Source organism: Pyrinomonas methylaliphatogenes, assembly GCF_000820845.2.
Taxonomy (GTDB): domain Bacteria; phylum Acidobacteriota; class Blastocatellia; order Pyrinomonadales; family Pyrinomonadaceae; genus Pyrinomonas; species Pyrinomonas methylaliphatogenes.
Genome location: NZ_CBXV010000002.1, coordinates 146,046 through 165,253 on the forward strand (window position 1 = coordinate 146,046; position 19,208 = coordinate 165,253).

Sequence of the window (19,208 nt, forward strand, 5' to 3'; positions counted from 1 at the left end):
GCCAAGAACTAGCGTTCGCTTTCCGCGATGCGCACAGCCGGATTGGCGCGATCGTGCGGAAGACCGGCGATCAGAGCGAGCGCATGAGGAAGCAGAGGCTTGATGACAGCGAAACATTCGCGCACACCTTTGGGCGAGCCGGGCAGATTGACGATGAGCGTGCCGGAACGTATGCCGCACACCCCGCGCGAAAGCGCCGCCGTCGGCGTCTGCTTCAACGTCTCCATGCGCATCGCTTCGGCGAGTCCGGGCACTTCACGTTCGATGACAGCGCGCGTCGCTTCCGGCGTGTTGTCGCGCGGAGCGACACCCGTTCCGCCCGTGGTCACAATGAGGTTGATATCCGGGCGATCGGCAAGTTCGCGCAGCCGTTCCCGCAATGGATCAAGGTCATCTGAAAGAATCTCGCGAACGACGATCTCGGCCCCCAGTTCGCTGAGCGACTGGACCAGCGCTTCGCCCGACTCATCAACGCGCTCTCCGCGTGAACAGGCATCGCTGACCGTGATCACCGCAGCACGTATCTCCATCGACTCAAACTCCTTTTCGTGTACGCGCCCACTCGCGTAGCTTCCTCAACCAATCGAGCCGGCCCAACCGTTCGCTCTCGGCGAGAAATCGCGTGATATCTGCTGAAGTCGCGCCAGGCAGCGCCCGGCTCTCCGGCTGCTCTCGGTACTCGCCTGTTCGCAGCCCGAAGATCGTCAGACGCTCGCCATCGTAGCGCCAGACCTCGGGGACTTCCAACGCCGCAAACGTCGCCATCTTGTCGACGGATGAGCGCGTGATGTCGATCTCGATCACCAGATCGGGCGGCGGATCTATCGCCAGATCGATCTCTTTTTTACCTTTCACCTTCGATAAGTTCGCGATGTAGAAGCACGAATCGGGCTCGAAACCGCGCGCTAAATCCGCTCGCTTGAAGGTCGTCGAACCAAGATTTCTCACCTCTATGCCGAACTCTTCGGCGATCACTTCGACCAACAGGGAAAGCGTTCGATTCGCCTCTTCGTGCTCTGCCGATGGACTCATGATCTCCAATGTTCCGCGATCATAAAAGAAACGAGGGCCGCTCGCCTCCGCATGATCGGCCATCAGACGTTCGTATGCTTCCCAGCTAACGCCATGAAGAACAACGCGCTGTTCGGCCGAAGTTATTACCGATTTCATCTTGGCCTCCGCTTTTGCGGGCGTTTCCTCGTTGCGTGATCAAAGCCGATTCGCCGACCGGATGCGTTCTCATGGTCTGCGAGAACGCGCCCACTCACGCAGCATCCGTAACCAAACGAGCCGTTCCATCCTCTCGCTTTCGGCCAGAAAACCTTCGACTGCTTTGGACGTCAATCCGGACAACGTCGCGCTCTCGGCGATCTCCACATATTCTCGCCCGTGAAGCGAGAAGAACTGCGCGCGCTCGCCATCGTAGCGCCAGACCTCGGGGACTTCCAACACGGCGAACGTCGCCATCTTGTCGATGGATGAGCGCGTGATGTCGATCTCGATCACCAGATCGGGCGGCGGATCTATCGCTAGATCGATCTCTTCTTTGCCGCGCACGCGCGGCTCGTTGGCGAAGTAGAAGCAGGCATCCGGCTCGAAACCGCGCGCTAGATCTTCGCGGCGGAAGGTCGTCGAGCCGAAACTGCGGTGGTTCAACCCGAACTCTTCCGCGACCACAGCGACCAACATGGTGACGGCATCTTTCAACTGCTCGTGCTTGGCCGATGGACTCATGATCTCCAACGTTCCGCGGTCATAGAAGAGACGAGGACTGCTCGCTTCGGCATGATCGCGCAGCAACCTCTCATACGCCTCCCAACTGACGTTGCGCAAAACCACGCGCTGTTCGGCTGGCGTCGTTGCCACAGTCATACTCGCGAGACCTCTTCCTCGTTCGAGCGTGCCGTTGAATTCATCTTCCTTTCCATTTTGCGTGCTCCTTGAGCCAACAACGATCCATGACGACGAGCAATCCGGCGGCACGAGCGCGCTCCGCCGCCGCATAGTCGATCACGCCCTCCTGCAACCAGACGGCCTTGGCGCCGATCCTGATCGCCTCGTCGACCGCTTTCCCGGCCTCTTCCGATCGACGAAACACATCGACGAGATCGACCGCTTCGGGAACATCGAGCAATGATGGATAGGCGCGTTCGCCTAAAACCTCGCGTTCGTTCGGATTGACCGGGATGACGCGATAGCCTTGACGCCGCATGTAATTGGCGACGCCGTGCGATGGGCGCCAAGGGTTCGATGATAAGCCGACGACCGCTATCGTCCGACATTCCATGAGAATCCGTTCGATCGCTTCGGGGCTGTTGATCTCAAGACTCATCTTCTTTGCGGTTCAGATCAAGCAAAGCTCTTCAAGATCCGCCAACCGCTCAGTTCGAATGCACGTGAACCGACTGCGCGATCTGAGCATGAAGCTCTTGCAAAGAGATGACCGATGTCTTCTCGCGCCCACGCGCCGCGATAGCTTCGATGAGCGCTTGCGCGCCGGTCATCGTCGTCACGCACGGGACGTTGTACTGCAACGCGGCGCGCCGAATCGCTTGCTCGTCGTAGTGCGAAGCGCGCCCGAGCGGCGTATTGATGATGAGCGCGATCGCGCCGCGCTTGATGTAATCGACGATGTTCGGGCGGCCCTCGTTGACTTTGAAGACCGTTTCGACTTCGAGTCCGACTTCGCGCAAACGGGCCGCCGTTCCAACGGTCGCCAGCAAATCGAAGCCCAAGCGTTTCAGCCTGCGCGCGAGCACGACGGCTTGCCCTTTGTCCGCATCGTTGACGCTGATAAAGGCGGTGCCGCCGATCGGCAGCTTCAGTCCCGTGGCGAGCATCGCTTTCGCGTAAGCCTCGCCGAACGTCTGCCCGATGCCCATCACCTCGCCCGTCGAATGCATCTCCGGCCCGAGGATCGGATCGACGCCCGGGAATTTGTTGAACGGGAAGACGGGCGATTTGATGAAGAAACGATTAACCGTTAAGTCATCCGGTAGCCCGAACTCCTTGAGCGGCTTTCCGGCCATCACGAGCGCCGCGATGCGCGCTAGCGGCACGCCCGTCGCTTTCGAGACGAAGGGCACGGTGCGCGACGCGCGCGGATTGACCTCAAGCACATAGACGCGATCATCCTTGACGGCATACTGCACGTTCATCAACCCGCGGACGCCGAGCGCGCGCGCCAGCAGCCGCGTGTAGTGGCGAATCGTCTCGAGATGCTCTGGCTCAATTTTGACGGGCGGCAGCACGCACGATGAATCGCCCGAATGGATCCCGGCTTCTTCGATGTGCTCTTGAATCCCGGCGATGACGCAGGCGGTTTCGTCGGCGATCGCATCAACATCGAACTCCGCTGCGCGCTCAAGAAACTTATCGATCAAGACGGGCTTTTCCGGCGAAGCGTCGACGGCCGTTCGCATGTATTCGTCCAAGCTCTTCTCGTCGTAAACGATCGCCATCGCGCGCCCGCCGAGAACGTAGCTCGGGCGCACGAGCACCGGATAGCCGATCTTGGCCGCGATCGCCTTTGCCTCCTCGCTCGACGTGGCCGTGCCGTTTTCGGGTTGCGGGATGCCGAGCTCGCGAAGCAACGCGCCGAAACGTTGGCGATCCTCCGCCAGATCGATCGAATCAGGCGACGTGCCGATGATCGGCGCGCCCGCTTCAGCTAAACGCACGGCCAGATTGAGCGGCGTCTGCCCGCCGAACTGCACGATGACGCCCGTCGGCTTTTCGACGTCGATGATGTTCATCACGTCTTCGAACGTCAGCGGTTCGAAATAGAGCCGGTCCGACGTGTCATAGTCAGTTGAAACGGTTTCGGGATTGCAGTTGACCATGATCGTCTCGTAACCGGCTTCGCGTAGGGCGAACGAGGCATGGCAGCAGCAGTAATCGAATTCGATTCCCTGCCCGATGCGGTTCGGCCCCGAGCCCAAGATCATGATCTTCGGGCGATCGGTCGGATTCGCTTCATCTTCGTCCTCGTAGGTCGAATAGAGGTAAGGCGTATGCGATTCGAACTCGGCGCCGCACGTATCGACTCGTTTGTAGACGGGGATGATGCCCAAGCGCTTGCGGTACTCGCGCACTTCCAACTCGGATCGCCCCGTCAAGTAAGCCAAGCGGCGGTCGGAGAGGGCGACCTCTTTGAACTCGCGCAACAGATCAGCCGGGATCTCTTCGAGCGCGCGCCCTTCGACGCGAGCTTGAACGTCCATCACCTCTCTGATCTGCTCCAAGAACCACGGATCGATGCGCGTCAGACGATAGATCTCGTCGATGGACCACCCGGTTCGCAACGCATAGGTGATGTAGGAGAAGCGTTGCGAGTTGGGGCGCGCAAGCTTCCGCTGCAACTCATCTTCTGGCACATTCGCCAAACGCAGCGGCTTGACGGCTTCAAGCGAACGCAGGCCCTTGAACAGCGCCTCTTTGAAAGTGCGCCCGATCGCCATCACTTCGCCGACCGACTTCATCTGCGTGCCGAGCACGTCTTCCGCTTCGCGGAACTTCTCGAAGTTCCACTTCGGGATCTTCACCACGACGTAGTCGATCGTCGGTTCGAAACTCGCCGGCGTCTTCTTCGTGATGTCGTTCGGGATCTCATCGAGCGTGTAGCCGACGGCGAGCTTGGCGGCGATCTTGGCGATCGGGAATCCGGTCGCTTTCGAGGCGAGCGCCGAAGAGCGCGACACGCGCGGGTTCATCTCGATCACGCGCACATCGCCGTTCTCCGGATTGACGGCGAATTGTATGTTCGAGCCGCCGGTCTCAACTCCCACTTTGCGGATGATGCGGATCGCCATGTCGCGCAGGCGTTGATACTCGACGTCGGTCAAAGTCTGCGCCGGCGCGACTGTGATCGAATCGCCCGTGTGCACGCCCATCGGATCGAAATTCTCGATCGAACAGATGATCACGACGTTATCGGCCAGATCGCGCATCACCTCAAGCTCGAACTCTTTCCAGCCGAGGATCGATTCTTCGATCAAGACTTCGTGAATGGGCGAAGCGGCGAGTCCGTTGCGCACGATCTCTTCGAACTCCTCCGGATTGAAAGCCGTGCCGCCGCCCGTGCCGCCGAGCGTAAAGGACGGGCGGATGATCGCCGGATAGCCCGTCTGCTCGACGATCCGTTGCGCATCTTCCCACGAACGCGCGAAACCGCCGCGCGGCATCGGCAACCCGGCTTCATCCATCGCCTTCTTGAAAAGCTCGCGGTCCTCGGCGATGCGTATCGCGTCGCGGTTGGCGCCGATCAACTCCACGCCGTAGCGGTCGAGCACGCCCTCATCAGCGAGCGCGATCGCCAGATTGAGTCCGGTCTGACCGCCAACGGTCGGAAGCAGCGCGTCGGGCCGCTCGCGCGCGATGATCTCGGAGACGAATTCGACCGTGAGCGGTTCGATGTAGGTCCGATCGGCCATCTCGGGATCGGTCATGATGGTCGCCGGATTGGAATTGACCAGCACCACCTCGTAGCCCTCTTGGCGAAGGGCTTTGCAAGCCTGCGTGCCCGAATAATCGAACTCGCACGCTTGCCCGATGACGATCGGGCCCGAACCGATGATCATTATCTTGCGAATGTCGGTGCGTTTCGGCATGGCGAAATGTCAACCGAATGATTGAATTGAAGCGCGACAAACAGAATTCAAGGCATTATACATGCTGCTGCGGGCGATTGTGTAGTGTTCCGCGAGCGACTGATTCGAAATGGCTGAATTTAAAGTACGAGCGAAGCGCAAAATGCTAAAGCAAACGATGGGGCGCGACAAGAAGGCTTGAGTACGAAACCCTCACATCCGAATGAAACTCTGAAGCGGCAAGCATGAGCCTTACAGAAAGAGGCTTTCTCAAGCCGCCAACAGCTTAAGATATTGGGTGCTTACTGCACTTCGAAGCGGCGGCGGTAATCCTCGCCTTCGATCACCACCGCCTTGCACATCTCGTACAGGCGCGAGCGCAGGCGAACGCCGATGCGATCTTCAAGCGTCTCTTCAACCGGGTTGCGCCGCGCGTCCATGTAGTTCGTCGTGATGATGGTCAACTTTCGTTCGTTGTAGCGCGTGCCGATCACCTGCATCATCGTGTCGCGCACCCAATCGGTCGGTTTCGATGCGCCGAGTTCATCGAGCACCAACACCTCAGCTTGGTAGACGGGCGCAAGAATGCGCAATTCAGATGTCTGCGAGATCGGATTGTAAGAATCCTGTATCTCTTTGAGCAGCGTGCCGAAATCGTAGAACAGGCACGGCACGCCCTTCTCGATCAATCCGCGGATGATCGCCACAGCCAGATGGGTTTTGCCAACCCCGACAGGACCGATGAAAAGAAGTCCGCGATCCACCGCCGGATAATCGCGAACCAAATTGACCGCGAATTGAAAGGCGCGGAATTGCGAGGGATTGCTCGGGTAGTAGTTCTGCAGCGAACAGTTGGCGAAGCGGCGCGGGATTCGCGCCGCTTCGAATAACCTCTTCTGCTGATCCTCCGTCCGACAACGACAACGTCGTGCCCCTTTCCCCGGCACCACTTCCATCCCCGTGCCAAAGCAGTGCGGACAGACGTTCCCGCCGGAAGGGGCTTTTACCTCCGCACTCCGCTCCTCCGATTCAGGGATGGAGAATAAAGGATGGATCTTGGCGTTATCCGACGACATAGCCCGTTTCAATTTGCGCCGTGCGAGAGAAGCGCGCGATGCTGTGTTCGATTTTGACTCAGCAGATCGGAATCGGTAGCGCGGCGGATTATAGCACTCGCTCCGTGGAATGCAAGAGTTGATCTGCGCGCTTCCATTTTTCCGCTTCGAATCGGAGGCGTGCCAGTCACACGCGAATCGATCAGAGCTCGATGGGGCGGCGCAAGCGTAACGAATCGCGGATGCGAAACGTCGCGCGCGTCGTCGCCTCCAATTCCGCGAGCGGAATGGGCGGCGGCGCTCCTTCCGCCACCATCGCATAGAGCGCCTTGGCCTCTTCGAACTGTCCTTTATCCTGATTGCGCAGTCTGATCTTCCGCTCCCGTCCACGATGATAAGCGCTCGCCGCGCGGAAATCATCGAGCACAAAGGCGCGCCCCTCGCCGAAGATCTCGAGGCGTTCCTTGGGAAGCGCGCGATCGCCTTCAGCTAGATATGCGATGCAACCGTTCGACCCATCAGCGAAACGAACGGTGACGAAGATCGAATCCTCACAGACGATCTCGTGATTGCGCGATTCGATCTCTTCGGCATAGACGCGCACAGGGCGCGCTCCGGTCAGGAATTGCATCAAGTCGATGAAATGGCACACCTCGCCGATGATGCGCCCGCCGCCTTCGCGCGCGTCTTGCGTCCAGTGCTCGCGCGGGATACGTCCGGCATTGACGCGATAAAGAATCGAAAGCGGCTCGCGTCTAGCTTTGAAGAACTCCTTAGCCTCGCGGGCCAGCGGCGAGAAGCGCCGGTTGAATCCGACCGCAAGGTTTCCCGCGCTGCGCATCGCAGTCGCGAGAAGCTGGTCCAGTTCCTCATCGCTGAGCGCCAGAGGCTTTTCGACGAACACGTGTCGCCCGCGTTCCAAAGCTCGCTTCGCCAGTTCGGCATGAAGATCGTGGCGCGTCGCGATGACGATCAGATCGACATCATCGTCATCCAAGATCTCATCCGCACCTGCGACGCAATAGCGAAAACCATATTTTTCGGCGACATCGCGCGCCGAAATGCCCGACGCCGTCGCCACCGCTTGAAATTCCACGCCAGCCGCCTTCAATGCGGGAAGGAGCAACGAACGGGCGTAATTGCCAGCGCCGATCAATCCGACGCGCACGCGACCTGTTCCGGTCGTGACCTTTCGCTTCGCGATTTCGATGCGCGTCTCGACCGGGCGCGTTTCATCGTAAAGGAGCACAACGCCGAGATACGGTTCGCCTCGTTCGCCCGTAATCAGACGGTAAGCCTCTTCGGCCTCTTCGATCTTGAATCGATGCGTGATCAACGGATCGAGTTTGACGCGCCCTTCGGCGGCGAGGTCGAGAAAGGCTTCGAGATTGCGCCCCTCAGTCCAACGGACGTAAGCGAAAGGATAGTCGTGACCGCGTTCTTCGTACTCCGGATCGTATCGTCCCGGCCCATAGGAACGCGAGACGATGAGCGATAGCTCCTTCTCGTAATAGACCTTGCGCGGCACGTTCATGCCGACAAGCCCGACGGCGATGATGCGCCCGCGAAGGCGCGCAATTTCGCCGGCAAATTCAATGGGCTCGTTCGATGAGGTCGCTGCTGTGACCAAAACGGCATCGGCGCCGCGCCCGCGCGACCAGTCCATCACGGCGCGCCGCGTTTCGGCGTTCATCACCGCCGCCTCGTCCGCTCCCAACGAACGCGCTAGTTCGACCTTTCTTTCGTCGAGATCGATGCCGAAGACGCGACATCCATTCGCTTTGAGAAGTTGCACGGTCAACTGGCCCAGCAGTCCAAGCCCGATGACGACCACAGCCTCTCCCAAAGTCGGTTCGGCCAACCGCACGCCCTGCAAAGCAATGGCCCCGAGCGTGCCGAAGGCCGCATGTTCCATCGAAACGCCCGATGGAACACGCGCGCACAAGTTTTTCGGCACCGAAATTATCTCGGCGTGCGACGCGAATCCAGCGCCGGCACAGGCGACGCGGTCGCCGACGCTGATTCCGGCGACCTCCTCGCCGACGGCGATGACCGTCCCAGCGGCGCTGTAGCCGAGCGCCGTCGAAGAGCTGAGCCGCGCCCGCACGACGCGAAGCGTGTTCAGCAGACCCTCGTTCTTCGCCCTCTGGATCACTTGCCGGACCAGATCGGGACGCTCGCGCGCTTTGCCGAGCAGCCCCTTCTGGCCCATCTCGACCGTCATGCGCTCGGTTCCGGCGCTGATCAGCGAAGCGGCGGTGCGGACCAACACACGCCCTCTTTGCGCCACCGGCGGCGGCACATCGACGACGCGCACCCGCTTCTCCTTCGGATCCTGTAAGACCTGTTTCATCCGACTCTCCGCAACCAGGTCATCGCGCGATGAAGATCTCCCACAGCGCAAACAGGCCGATGACCAACAGCACAGCGAACAGCAAAAGATGCGGCCAACGCCAAACGTTGCGCCGACAAGCTCGACAGTAGGTCCCCCATCGGTGCAGAGGCCTCTCGCAGTAAGGACACCGCATAAACGACTCCCGAAGCAACCTGTGAGGCTCTCGCCGAGTCGAAGTGGAGTTCAAACCCGCGCGGAGCAACGCAGAAGTTTGAAAGCTTCATGCGCACAAGTCAAATCCGCAAGGAGGATCGGCGCATGGGGCGGGATCGCCGTTCCGCATGATATATTGTTCGCTTAGCTTTCGGGCGGCGGAACGACTCCGCCCAGCGCCGCCAGCGTTCCGCATGATATATTGTTCGCTCAGCTTCTCCCCCGAATCCTCGTCTCGGAGAGGGCTTTTAGGATGAAGAGATTGATCAAAGGGCTACTCGGTAGATTCGGCATCATAGATGGGAGCGCGTCTCGGAGGAGACTCCGCATCCTGCTGCTCGACGACGACGCGCAGCGACATCGGTGGTTCAGAGGACGATTCAACGCCGATACGCTCGACATCGCCAGCGATGTCGCCGCCGCCAAAGACTTGCTCAGCAGCAACGCTTACGATCTGATCTTCCTCGATCACGATCTTCTCCCCGAACATTACGAGTGCGACGCGCCGGATGACGAGCGCACAGGATATGCCGTCGCGGCATGGCTCGCCGAACACCCTCATCTACAACCGTCCGCCAAGATCATGGTCCACACGCGGAACGCCGATGGAGCGATGCGGATGGTCGAAGTGCTGCGGCGCGCGGGGCGGCGCGCCGAATACGTCCCCTTTCCCGTGCTCGCCTCGCGTATCAAGCGCGGTTGGATATGGAAAGAAGCGCGCGCGTGAAGGCACGGCGCATAGCCCCCAGCTCAGCCGTTCGATGACGCGCTGGCGACTTCGCAGAGCAGTTGGATCAACTCTTCGCGCGTGAGGCTGATCTTGCCGTCCGGCGGGCGCGGCTCGCTCGTCACGGGGCAAGCGATCTGTAGATCGTGCAGATAACCGCACGCCTGACAACGCGCCCTTTCGTCCAAGTACCCCGCCGCTTCGCGTATGTTGATCAACTTCTCGATGGCGCGGGGCGGCAATTGCTGCGGACGGCCCAAAAGACGCGCCAAGATGGCGATGCGCGCCGTGTGCTCGAGCGTCTCCATGCGATCGAACGCTTGCCAGAGATCGCCACCGTAAGCCACAGCGCCGTGATTGGCCATCAGGAGCGCGTTGTGATGCTTGACCAATGGGCGCATCGCTTCAGTCAGCTCTTCGGTCGAAGGCGTGCCGTATGGCGCGAGCGGAACGCAGCCGAGGGCGAGGATCACTTCGGAGAGTATCGGCTGATCGATCGGCAGACCGGCGACCGCAAAAGCCGTCCCATGAGGCGGATGAGCGTGACAGACGGCGCGCACATCTTCGCGCTCACGATAGATGAGCAGGTGCATCTTCAATTCGCTCGACGGACGCCGACCATTGAGCGAACGCCCTTCTAGGTCGGTGATGGCGAGCGCCTCCTCAGTCATTCTCCCTTTGCACACTTGGGTCGGCGTCGCCACAATGCGCCCATCGTCGAGCCTTACGCTCAAGTTGCCATCGGACGAGACGACATAACCGCGCTCGTAGAGCAAGCGTCCGATCTCGACTATTTCACGCCGCGCCGTCCGTTCATCCATCCGAAGAACGCTCAATAAAGATCGAACTTGTACTCGATGAGCTTAGTGACCGAAACGGGTCGCCCGTTTTCGGTCGCAGGCAGGAATTTGATCTGTCGTGCGGCGCGAATCGCCTCTTCGGTCAAGCCATCAGGCAGAGTCGCCAACGGCTCGATATCCGAGATCGTCCCATCGGCGTTGAACTGCGCGCGCAGTCGCACAACGCCCGTCGTCCCATTGGCGATCGCTCTTGATGTGTAGCGCGGTTCGGGTTTGAATAGGATCCTGACGGGCATCGTCCCATCGAACCTCGAGGCGTTTGGGCATGAAAGCCCGCTGAGGGTTCCGCTCGGTAGCGGCGCGACCTTGCGCTTGGCACACGGCGCGAAGCGCAGGAGATCGAACGCGCCGGCAAGCAACAGGCCGAGCAATAACGTCACGATGAAGGGAAAGATCCTTTTCGCTATCGGCATCATGGCTTCACTCCTTCGCTAGCTCACGTTCTTCGCGTTGCGCGATCTCTTCGTATGGAAGAATGCTCCGCGGATTGGTAATGCATGTCACCTGCGGTCGGGCCAAAAAATAGGAGAGGCTTTCGAGCGAGATCGTCAAATCGACCGTCTTGACCTTGACGCCGAGACGCGCATGAAGACGGACCGGGGCGAAGTTCAAGACGGCTTTGATCCCTGCGGCCATCACCTGATTCAACACGCGTTGGGCGACGCGCGCCGGCACGGCGATCACCGCCACATCGATCCCCTTCTCGCGCACGACCTTCGCCAAATCGCGCACATCGTACACCGGGATCTGATTCTGACCGATACGCTGTCCGATCTTCTGCGGATCGTTATCGAATAGCGCGACGACCGTGAAATTCGAGGCGGCAAACCCCGTGTAGTTGGCAAGCGCCGTCCCCAAATTGCCCGCGCCGATGATCCCGACGCGATGCGGCCTATCCAGACCGAGGATCTTCGTCAGATGACGGCGCAACTCATCGACGTCGTAACCGACGCCGCGCACCCCGAACTCGCCGAAATAGGCGAGATCCTTACGAATCTGGGCCGAGTTCAAGTTGAATTGATCGGCCAACGCTTGCGACGAAATGGTCTTGACGCCCGCTTCGGCCAGCAGATTGAGGCACCGAAGGTAGACGCTCAACCGATTCGTCGTCAGCTCAGAGACTTTCTCCGCTTTCATCGTTCCCCGCCAAGAGTATAACGCCAAGCCGAGTTTGTTGAAAGAGCGTGCGCTCTATGGATGAGGCCTTCAAGCGGCGCGTTGCCGAAGCGGCGAGAATAAACTACAATGCGGTTTCGCTCCCGAAGACCTAATGATCCCTGAAGCGGCTCCCAATTGGCGAACGATGCTCCTAATAACCATGCCGAAGAGCCATTGACGAGATGATAGCGCATCTGTCCGGCACTTTGCTGGCCAAACAAGCGACGAGCGTGATCCTCGACGTCGGCGGAGTCGGCTACGAGGTGATCATCCCGCTTTCGACCTTCTACGAGATGGAGGAACCCGGCGCGCGCGTCTCTTTACGCATCTACACCTACGTGCGCGAAGATACGCTGCAGCTTTACGGTTTCAAAACGGCGCGCGAACGCGAACTCTTCCTTCGTCTGATCTCCGTCAACGGGGTCGGTCCGAAACTGGCCATCGCGATGCTCTCGAGCTTGACAGCGGATGAGATCATCATGGCGATCCGTACCAACAACCTCGCGCGCTTGACATCCGTCCCCGGCGTCGGACGCAAAACGGCTGAACGCTTGATCATCGAGCTGCGCGACAAGGTCGCAACGCTCGCCGAAACGGTAGCCGAAGCGCCCGTCGCAGGGTCGCCGTCGGAAGATTCGTTGCGCGAAGACACGCTCTCGGCGCTTTTGAACTTGGGCTATCCCAAAGCGGCGGCAGAGAAGGCCATCGCTCAAGCGCTGCGCGATGGCGGCGAGTTGACCGTCCAAGAGATCCTGCGCCGAAGCCTGCGCTTGCTCGCCAAAGCTTAAGGATAACAGCGACATAGTTACTATGAACGAGCTAGAGGGAAGGGCGAAGATGACGGAAGAGATAAAGATGCGGCACGCACAGGCCGACGATGATGAGCGCGAGTTCGAGAAATCGCTTCGCCCGACGCGCCTCTCCGAGTACATCGGCCAGGAGCGCGTCACCCGCAACCTCGCCGTCTTCATCCGTGCGGCGCGCGCGCGGCGCGAAGCGCTCGATCATGTCCTCCTCACTGGACCACCAGGGCTCGGCAAGACGACGCTCTCGCTCATCATCGCCAACGAGATGGGCGCCCCCGTGCGTTCGACTTCCGGTCCAGCGATCGAACGCCCCGGCGATCTCGCGGCCATTTTGACCAACTTGCAGGATGGCGAGATCCTCTTCATCGATGAGATACATCGCCTGAATCCAGCCATCGAAGAAGTGCTCTACCCGGCGATGGAGGATTATCAACTCGATATCGTCATCGGGCAAGGCACAGCCGCCCGCACCATTAAACTGGATCTACCGAAGTTCACCCTCGTCGGCGCGACGACGCGCGCCGGCTTGATCACCGCGCCGCTTCGCGGACGCTTCGGCATCGCCTTCCACTTAGAGTTCTACAACCACGATGAACTCGAGTTGATCGTGCGCCGCTCGGCGGAGATCCTGCGCGTCGAGATCGATCGCGAAGGGGCGCGCGAGATCGCCCGCCGCGCGCGCGGCACGCCGCGCATCGCCAACCGCTTGTTGCGGCGCGTGCGCGATTACGCCGAGGTCGAATATGACGGGCGTATCACAGGCGACGTCGCCCGCGACGCGCTCAATCGCATGGAGGTCGATACCTTCGGCCTCGACGAAATGGATCGGAAGCTGCTTTTGACGATCATCGAGAAGTTCGGCGGCGGGCCAGTCGGACTCGGCACGCTCTCGGCCTCGATCCACGAAGAGAAAGACTCCATCGAAGAGATCATCGAACCATACTTGATCCAGATCGGCTTCCTTAACCGCACGCCGCGCGGACGCATGGCGACGCCGCTCGCTTACAAGCATTTCGGCATCGCCCCACCGCAGCAAAGACCGAGCCTCTTCGATACGGAATAAGGATCGCACCGCAGTCTGTTTGACGAAGCGCACGGCGCGCAGTTCGCCGCCTTTGATACAGAATCAAGGATCGCGCCGCAGATCCTTGCCGCCCGAGCGTCTTGATGATGAAGACCGATGCGGCATCGCCAGACGCGTTGATGATGAAGACCGATGCGGCATCGCCAGACGCGCACGCAAAGGATGATCCGCGCAATCCGCCTTCCGTGACGGTTCGGGCGAAAGTGGCGGATGTTCAAGATCTTGTAGTAAGATTGCCCTAGCCTGAGGAAAGGATCGCAGATTGAGGCGCTTGGGGTCGAGATTCCAAACGTCATTTTCCGCCGTGCTCATCTCGGACTTCGATTACGATCTTCCCGAAGAACTGATCGCGCAACAACCGGCTGAGCCGCGCGACGCTTCGCGCATGCTCGTCGTCGATCGCCATCGCGCCTGCTGGCAAGACTGCGCCTTCCGCGACCTTCCAGAGCTGGTCCATCCCGGCGATGTTCTGGTCATCAACAATACGCGCGTCTTCCCAGCGCGCCTCATTGGGCGGCGCGAGCCTTCGGGCGGGAAGATCGAACTGCTGCTCCTAACCGAACGGGGCGCGCTCGAATGGGAGGCCCTCGCCCGACCGGCGAGGAGGCTGCCTGTCGGCGCGCGCGTCTCGTTTGGCGAAGGGCGCTTGCGCGGCGAGATCCGCGAAGAGATCGAGGGCGGTCTTCGCCTCGTGCGATTCGAATGCGAGGAGAATTTCGATCAGTTGCTCGATGAGATCGGGCGCACGCCCCTTCCGCCCTACATCAAACGCGATCCATTCAAAGCGGACGCGCCCGATCGCGAACGCTACCAAACGATCTTCGCGCGCGAGCGCGGCGCAGTCGCCGCGCCAACCGCTGGCTTGCACTTTACGCCGCGCATCATCGCGGAACTGCGCGAACGCGGCGCGCAGATCGCGGAGATCACGCTCCACGTCGGATATGGGACGTTCGAACCGGTGCGCGTCAAAGACGTCCAACAACACAGAGTGGCCGCCGAACGCTTCGTGATCGGACAGGAAGCCGCAGAGAAGATCGCGCAGGCGCGTAGGAGCGGCGGACGCATCATCGCCGTCGGGACGACGAGCGTCCGCGCGCTTGAAAGCGCCGCGGACGAACGCGGTATCGTCAAACCAACAGCCGGCTCGACGCAGTTGACGATCGTCCCCGGATACCGCTTCCGCGCCGTCGACGCGCTGTTGACCAACTTCCACCTGCCGCGCTCCTCGCTGCTCCTTTTGGTCTCCGCCTTCGCCGGGCGCGAACTGATCCTTGCCGCCTACCGCCACGCCGTCAAAGAGCGTTATCGGTTCTACAGTTACGGCGATTGCATGCTTATAATCTAAAGGCGCGGAATGGGACGAGAGGGGAAGAGGATGGGAGTTTTGAGGAAGATACGCTCACGCTGGCGGCAGATGAATGAGGCACAGGAGCCGCCTGCTCCGCCCCTCGATCCAGAATGGCCCTACGTCATCCGCCCTTTGACCGTCACCCAACTCGAAGAGTGTTGGCGACTCGACCAACGCTGCTTCGCCGACGGCGAAGCTTATAGCCGCGAGACCTTCCACTACTTGCTGACCGCGCCCGAAGCCCTCTGCTATCAGGCCAACGCCGCCGATGGGACGATGGTCGGTTTCATCATCGGATTGATCGAACCGGATTTTACTGGGCATATTACGACGGTCGGCGTCGCGCCCGAACATCGCCGACGCGGCATCGCCCTCCGCCTGATGCGAAAGATCGAAGAGGCCTTCCGCCGACGCGGCGTGCGCACCGTCCGCCTAGAAGTCCGGGCCGTCAATACCGGGGCGCAAAAGCTCTATCGCAACCTCGGTTATGTCGTCACTCAGAGACTGCCGCAATACTATTCCAACGGGGGAGACGGCCTACTGATGATCAAATCGCTCGATTGACGCTCGATGCCTTCACGTTCGAACACCGGCAGCTCGCCCTACAAGATCAAATCGCCCGATCGATGCGTTGATGTAAGAATCTTTCGCGCGCCTGTTGTCTCAGTTCTACAGAATCCAATCGCCCGATCGATGCCTATCCCTGAAGTTCAAGTCCCGCCCTTGCGTAGCTCGGTCAGAACCTGCTTAGCAACCGCTTTGAGCGTGTCGTAGACGCCAATCCCCTTGGAAGCGATAGCCTCAATGACCGGTTCACCTTTGCGCTGTAGCTCAGCGACCAGATCTTCGACCGGCAAGATGTTCGGCAGATCGCGCTTGTTCAACTGAAGGACATAGGGGATCTTCATCAGATCGTAACCGTGCGAGCGCAAGTTCTCTTCCAAGTTGTAAAGCGATTCGATATTGGCATCCATGCGCTCTTCCTGACTGTCGGCGACGAAGACCACTCCATCGACGCCCTTCAGGATCAGCCGCCGCGATGCATCGTAAAAGACTTGCCCCGGGACCGTGTAAAGATGAAAGCGCGTGCGAAATCCACGCACCGTCCCCAAATCGAGCGGCAGAAAATCGAAGAAGAGCGTCCGATCGGTCTCGGTCGCCAAACTGATCATCTTGCCTTTGGCCTCCGGCGCCGTCGAATCGTAAATGTATTGCAAGTTGGTCGTTTTGCCGCACAGACCGGGACCGTAGTAAACGATTTTGCAATTGATCTCACGTGCTGCGTAGTTAATGAAGGTCATGGTCGAAGAACGATTCTCTATCCTGGCGTCGTTTGCTATCTGAAGAGGCTGTCGATGTCCTCGTCCGTAATCTCAGCAAAAGCCGAGAGATCTTCGGCACGCCGTTCACCAGAGGTGCGCGCGATCTCATCGAAGATCACCGCCAGTTCCTGCGACGCTTGCCGCACGCGCAGCTTGACGAGCCCTAAGCTCGATCGCTCGTCGAAGACGACGACGAGCAGCGTGCGCCCAAGAACGGAGATGTAGATGCTCTCGCGCTCGCCTTCATGCGAAAGGGTCGGAAACTCCTTTTCGCCGATCAAACGCGCCATGCCGCCGGTCGCCGCGACATTACCAGCCGCGAGACTGGCGAGCCCCGTCGTGTCGAGCCCACCGATCTCGCCTTGAATGGCGATCGGCTGACCGTTCTTATCCACAAGGAAGACGACGCGAGCCTGAGAATCCGCACGCAGCTTCTGAAGCACCGCGTTGATCTGCTCGTACTGCTGCTCACGCATTATGATTGGAGTGTCCGTCATCAGAGAACCAGCCGCTCTTACAAGGTTTTAGAGAAAAATCCACAAGACAAGGGCGGGGGCATGAGAGCCAAGGTCGTCCGCTATCGTGCGAAAACCTCACCCTCGCGAAAAAGGGCGAAGCACCGCCCCTCCTTTTAACACAATAAAATAATCTTTGCAACTGTTTTCCTTCGTTATGCAACTAGCGTTCCGGTATTGATCGGCGCCTTGAACCTGTGTTAACATGCATCGGCTTGAAGCGTAGACCTTTATCTGGCCGCTTCTTTGAGACGATAATGAGCGACACCGTCACTAAGGGCACCAAACGATCCTCCCCCCGTCCCGCTTCTGCCAAGGCCGCGGCGAGAGAGCGAAAGGTGGCCAATCGACGCTCGCAGAGCCCAACCTCGAAGGGACGAGCGAACAAGGCTAACAAGAAGGCGACTTCCACAGCGCGGAAAGGGGCGAAAGCGGCCAAGACCGCAAAGCCCAAGATGAAGCACGCCGGGAAGAGGACTCAAGCTGTCCGCGCCAAGAAGCCGACGCTCGTTCAAACGACCAAAACCCGCTCCGCGTTGAGCGCCGAGGCGGCAGCTCTCCGGGCTTTTGAGCGGGCGCACCGGGAATTCGCTCGCGGGCGGTTTGCCGAAGCGCGCGATCTCTTCCGCGCGCTGATCGAACGACATGCGAGCGTGCCTGAGGTGACAGCGCGTGCGCGCACCTACCTAGCCATTGCCGAGGCGCGGCTGCATAAGGACAACAATCTGCCGCGCGATCCGGATGCGCTTTATGATCGCGGCGTCATCGAGCTGAATCGCGGGCGCTATTCAGTCGCCCAAGAGATGTTCGAACGCGCTTTGAAGCGCCAGCCCGAAGCTGCGCACATCCATTACGGGCTTGCGGCGACGCGGGCCCGTCTCGGTTCGATCAGCTCTGCGCTCGAGGCGCTTGAGCGCGCGCTCAATCTGCAACCGAGCCTGCGCGTGCGCGCCCAGCAAGATCAGGACCTAGCCCCGTTACGGAACGAGCCCGATTTCGAGCGTCTGGTCTTTGCCTCGCGTTGAAACCCGAGCTTCATAGGGGCCCTCCCGATTGAAAGCCCATCACTTTGCCAGTATGATTGCGGCGTCGATCTGAGAGCGGTTTGACCGGAAATCGTTCTGCCTGAGGCGATGACTGAAAGCGAGTCAAGGTGTCTATGAGGACGGATCGCGGTTTGAAGCTGGTCGCCATCGGTGGCGGCACAGGGCTTTCGACGCTCCTTTCCGGCCTCAAGCGGTTTGTCGGCAAGCCGTCTGAGGAGGGCGGTCCGTGGTTAGAGAGTTTGGCGGCGATCGTCACCGTATCGGATGATGGTGGGAGTTCTGGGCGATTGCGCGATGAGTTACAGATCTTGCCTCCGGGCGACATACGCAACTGCATGGTCGCGCTATCGGAAGATTCGACGCTCCTTTCGCGGCTCTTCCGTTACCGTTTTCCGGGCGATGGCGAATTAGGCGGCCACAGCTTCGGCAACCTCTTCCTCGCCGCATTGACGGCGGTCACCGGCGATTTCGTCGAAGCGGTCCGCCTCTCATCCGAGGTTTTAGCCATCAAGGGGCGCATCTATCCGGCGACCTTGAGCGATGTGCGTCTGGTGGCCGAACTTGAGGATGGGACGATCGTGCGCGGGGAGACGAACATCACCGCCTCGCGCAAACCGATAAGAAGGTTGCGCTTGGAACCTGAGAAATGTCTTCCTCTGCCGGAGGCCCTAGCCGCCATTCGCGCCGCAGACATCATCACGATCGGTCCGGGCTCGCTCTACACGAGCATTCTCCCCAACCTGCTGGTTGCGCGCGTGCCCGAAGCGATCGCCGAATCGCACGCGATAAAGATCTTCGTCTGCAACCTGATGACTCAACCCGGGGAGACCGATGGCTACACGGCGCGACAACATCTGGAGAAGGTGAACGAGTACGCGCCAGCCATCAAGTTCGATTACGTCATCGTCAATAATCGTCCCATCAGCGAGGAACAAGCGGCGCGCTATGCGGCCGAGGGAGCGCATCAAATCGGATTGGATGAGGAGGAATGGAGGCCGGCGCTCGATAACGCGGCGGAGATCGTCCGTGCCGATCTACTGGATGAAGGCGAAAAGGTGCGCCACAGTCCGGAGAAGCTAGCTCGCGTCATCATCGCCTGCTATGAACGAGCGAACGCGCCCCAATCGGTTTGAAGGTTATGGAGAACGAGG

20 protein-coding genes are annotated in these 19,208 nt (G+C 60.0%); 7 read left to right on the forward strand and 13 right to left on the reverse strand.

All coding sequences use genetic code 11. From position 1 onward, the window contains the following. Positions 1 to 8: 8 nt before the first annotated feature. The 8 genes from PYK22_RS02270 to PYK22_RS17460 all read right to left on the reverse strand — a co-directional run bounded on the left by PYK22_RS02270 (position 9) and on the right by PYK22_RS17460 (position 9,171). Entirely contained in the window at positions 9 to 530 is a 522-nt protein-coding gene (locus PYK22_RS02270) for a MogA/MoaB family molybdenum cofactor biosynthesis protein (protein WP_041973931.1), read from the reverse strand. Between the two features lie 4 nt (positions 531 to 534). Continuing rightward, a complete protein-coding gene (locus PYK22_RS02275; protein ID WP_041973932.1) occupies positions 535 to 1,170 on the reverse strand; it encodes a Uma2 family endonuclease in 636 nt (211 codons plus the stop codon). Positions 1,171 to 1,239: 69 nt separating this feature from the next. Then, on the reverse strand, positions 1,240 to 1,872 hold the full coding sequence (locus PYK22_RS02280; protein WP_041973933.1) for a Uma2 family endonuclease: 633 nt from the start codon (positions 1,870 to 1,872) through the stop codon (positions 1,240 to 1,242). A gap of 40 nt (positions 1,873 to 1,912) precedes the next feature. Further along, positions 1,913 to 2,332: a CoA-binding protein gene (locus PYK22_RS02285; RefSeq protein WP_041973935.1), complete on the reverse strand. Its 420-nt coding sequence runs from the start codon at positions 2,330 to 2,332 to the stop codon at positions 1,913 to 1,915. 49 nt (positions 2,333 to 2,381) lie between these two features. Beyond that, a complete protein-coding gene (gene carB, locus PYK22_RS02290) occupies positions 2,382 to 5,609 on the reverse strand; it encodes a carbamoyl-phosphate synthase large subunit (protein ID WP_041973937.1) in 3,228 nt (1,075 codons plus the stop codon). A 281-nt stretch (positions 5,610 to 5,890) separates the two neighbouring features. Next, positions 5,891 to 6,664 carry an ATP-binding protein gene (locus tag PYK22_RS02295; RefSeq protein ID WP_083437535.1) on the reverse strand — a complete coding sequence of 258 codons (774 nt, stop codon included), beginning with the start codon at positions 6,662 to 6,664 and terminating at the stop codon, positions 5,891 to 5,893. A gap of 181 nt (positions 6,665 to 6,845) precedes the next feature. After that, positions 6,846 to 8,996, reverse strand: a complete 2,151-nt coding sequence (locus PYK22_RS02300) for a bi-domain-containing oxidoreductase (protein ID WP_041973942.1) — start codon at positions 8,994 to 8,996, stop codon at positions 6,846 to 6,848. A 19-nt stretch (positions 8,997 to 9,015) separates the two neighbouring features. Further along, positions 9,016 to 9,171, reverse strand: a complete 156-nt coding sequence (locus tag PYK22_RS17460) for a hypothetical protein (RefSeq protein ID WP_157770624.1) — start codon at positions 9,169 to 9,171, stop codon at positions 9,016 to 9,018. 273 nt (positions 9,172 to 9,444) lie between these two features. On the opposite strand from PYK22_RS17460, the gene PYK22_RS02305 reads away from it, so the two are divergent. Continuing rightward, positions 9,445 to 9,918, forward strand: a complete 474-nt coding sequence (locus PYK22_RS02305) for a cyclic-phosphate processing receiver domain-containing protein (protein WP_041973944.1) — start codon at positions 9,445 to 9,447, stop codon at positions 9,916 to 9,918. A 23-nt stretch (positions 9,919 to 9,941) separates the two neighbouring features. Here PYK22_RS02305 and PYK22_RS02310 read toward each other — a convergent pair whose 3' ends face one another. The 3 genes from PYK22_RS02310 to PYK22_RS02320 are packed head-to-tail and all read right to left on the reverse strand — an operon-like array spanning position 9,942 to position 11,915. Further along, complete coding sequence (locus PYK22_RS02310; RefSeq protein ID WP_060635241.1) at positions 9,942 to 10,739, reverse strand: class II aldolase/adducin family protein; 798 nt, start codon at positions 10,737 to 10,739, stop codon at positions 9,942 to 9,944. An 11-nt stretch (positions 10,740 to 10,750) separates the two neighbouring features. Continuing rightward, positions 10,751 to 11,194, reverse strand: coding sequence for an energy transducer TonB (locus tag PYK22_RS16240; RefSeq protein WP_060635242.1), 444 nt, complete (start codon positions 11,192 to 11,194; stop codon positions 10,751 to 10,753). Between the two features lie 4 nt (positions 11,195 to 11,198). Continuing rightward, the gene (locus PYK22_RS02320; RefSeq protein WP_083437536.1) at positions 11,199 to 11,915 is read right to left on the reverse strand and encodes a redox-sensing transcriptional repressor Rex; all 717 of its coding nucleotides are present in this window, start codon (positions 11,913 to 11,915) and stop codon (positions 11,199 to 11,201) included. A gap of 203 nt (positions 11,916 to 12,118) precedes the next feature. On the opposite strand from PYK22_RS02320, the gene ruvA reads away from it, so the two are divergent. From ruvA to rimI, 4 genes are all read left to right on the forward strand, one after another. Continuing rightward, on the forward strand, positions 12,119 to 12,724 hold the full coding sequence (gene ruvA, locus PYK22_RS02325; protein WP_041973946.1) for a Holliday junction branch migration protein RuvA: 606 nt from the start codon (positions 12,119 to 12,121) through the stop codon (positions 12,722 to 12,724). Between the two features lie 49 nt (positions 12,725 to 12,773). Continuing rightward, positions 12,774 to 13,805, forward strand: a complete 1,032-nt coding sequence (ruvB, locus tag PYK22_RS02330) for a Holliday junction branch migration DNA helicase RuvB (RefSeq protein WP_041974429.1) — start codon at positions 12,774 to 12,776, stop codon at positions 13,803 to 13,805. A gap of 292 nt (positions 13,806 to 14,097) precedes the next feature. Further along, a complete protein-coding gene (queA, locus tag PYK22_RS02335; protein WP_211197590.1) occupies positions 14,098 to 15,171 on the forward strand; it encodes a tRNA preQ1(34) S-adenosylmethionine ribosyltransferase-isomerase QueA in 1,074 nt (357 codons plus the stop codon). A 30-nt stretch (positions 15,172 to 15,201) separates the two neighbouring features. Next, positions 15,202 to 15,738, forward strand: a complete 537-nt coding sequence (rimI, locus tag PYK22_RS16245; RefSeq protein WP_157770625.1) for a ribosomal protein S18-alanine N-acetyltransferase — start codon at positions 15,202 to 15,204, stop codon at positions 15,736 to 15,738. 146 nt (positions 15,739 to 15,884) lie between these two features. Here rimI and PYK22_RS02345 read toward each other — a convergent pair whose 3' ends face one another. Next, a complete protein-coding gene (locus PYK22_RS02345; RefSeq protein ID WP_041973948.1) occupies positions 15,885 to 16,475 on the reverse strand; it encodes a GTP-binding protein in 591 nt (196 codons plus the stop codon). A gap of 35 nt (positions 16,476 to 16,510) precedes the next feature. Next, on the reverse strand, positions 16,511 to 16,993 hold the full coding sequence (locus PYK22_RS02350; protein ID WP_041973950.1) for a roadblock/LC7 domain-containing protein: 483 nt from the start codon (positions 16,991 to 16,993) through the stop codon (positions 16,511 to 16,513). A gap of 473 nt (positions 16,994 to 17,466) precedes the next feature. Between PYK22_RS02350 and PYK22_RS02355 the strand changes: the two genes are divergently transcribed. Together PYK22_RS02355 and PYK22_RS02360 are read left to right on the forward strand one after the other, a co-directional pair. Further along, positions 17,467 to 18,036 (forward strand): TPR end-of-group domain-containing protein, encoded by a 570-nt coding sequence (locus tag PYK22_RS02355; RefSeq protein ID WP_157770626.1) that lies wholly within the window; start codon positions 17,467 to 17,469, stop codon positions 18,034 to 18,036. A gap of 134 nt (positions 18,037 to 18,170) precedes the next feature. Then, the gene (locus PYK22_RS02360; RefSeq protein WP_041973955.1) at positions 18,171 to 19,190 is read left to right on the forward strand and encodes a gluconeogenesis factor YvcK family protein; all 1,020 of its coding nucleotides are present in this window, start codon (positions 18,171 to 18,173) and stop codon (positions 19,188 to 19,190) included. Positions 19,191 to 19,208: the final 18 nt, after the last annotated feature.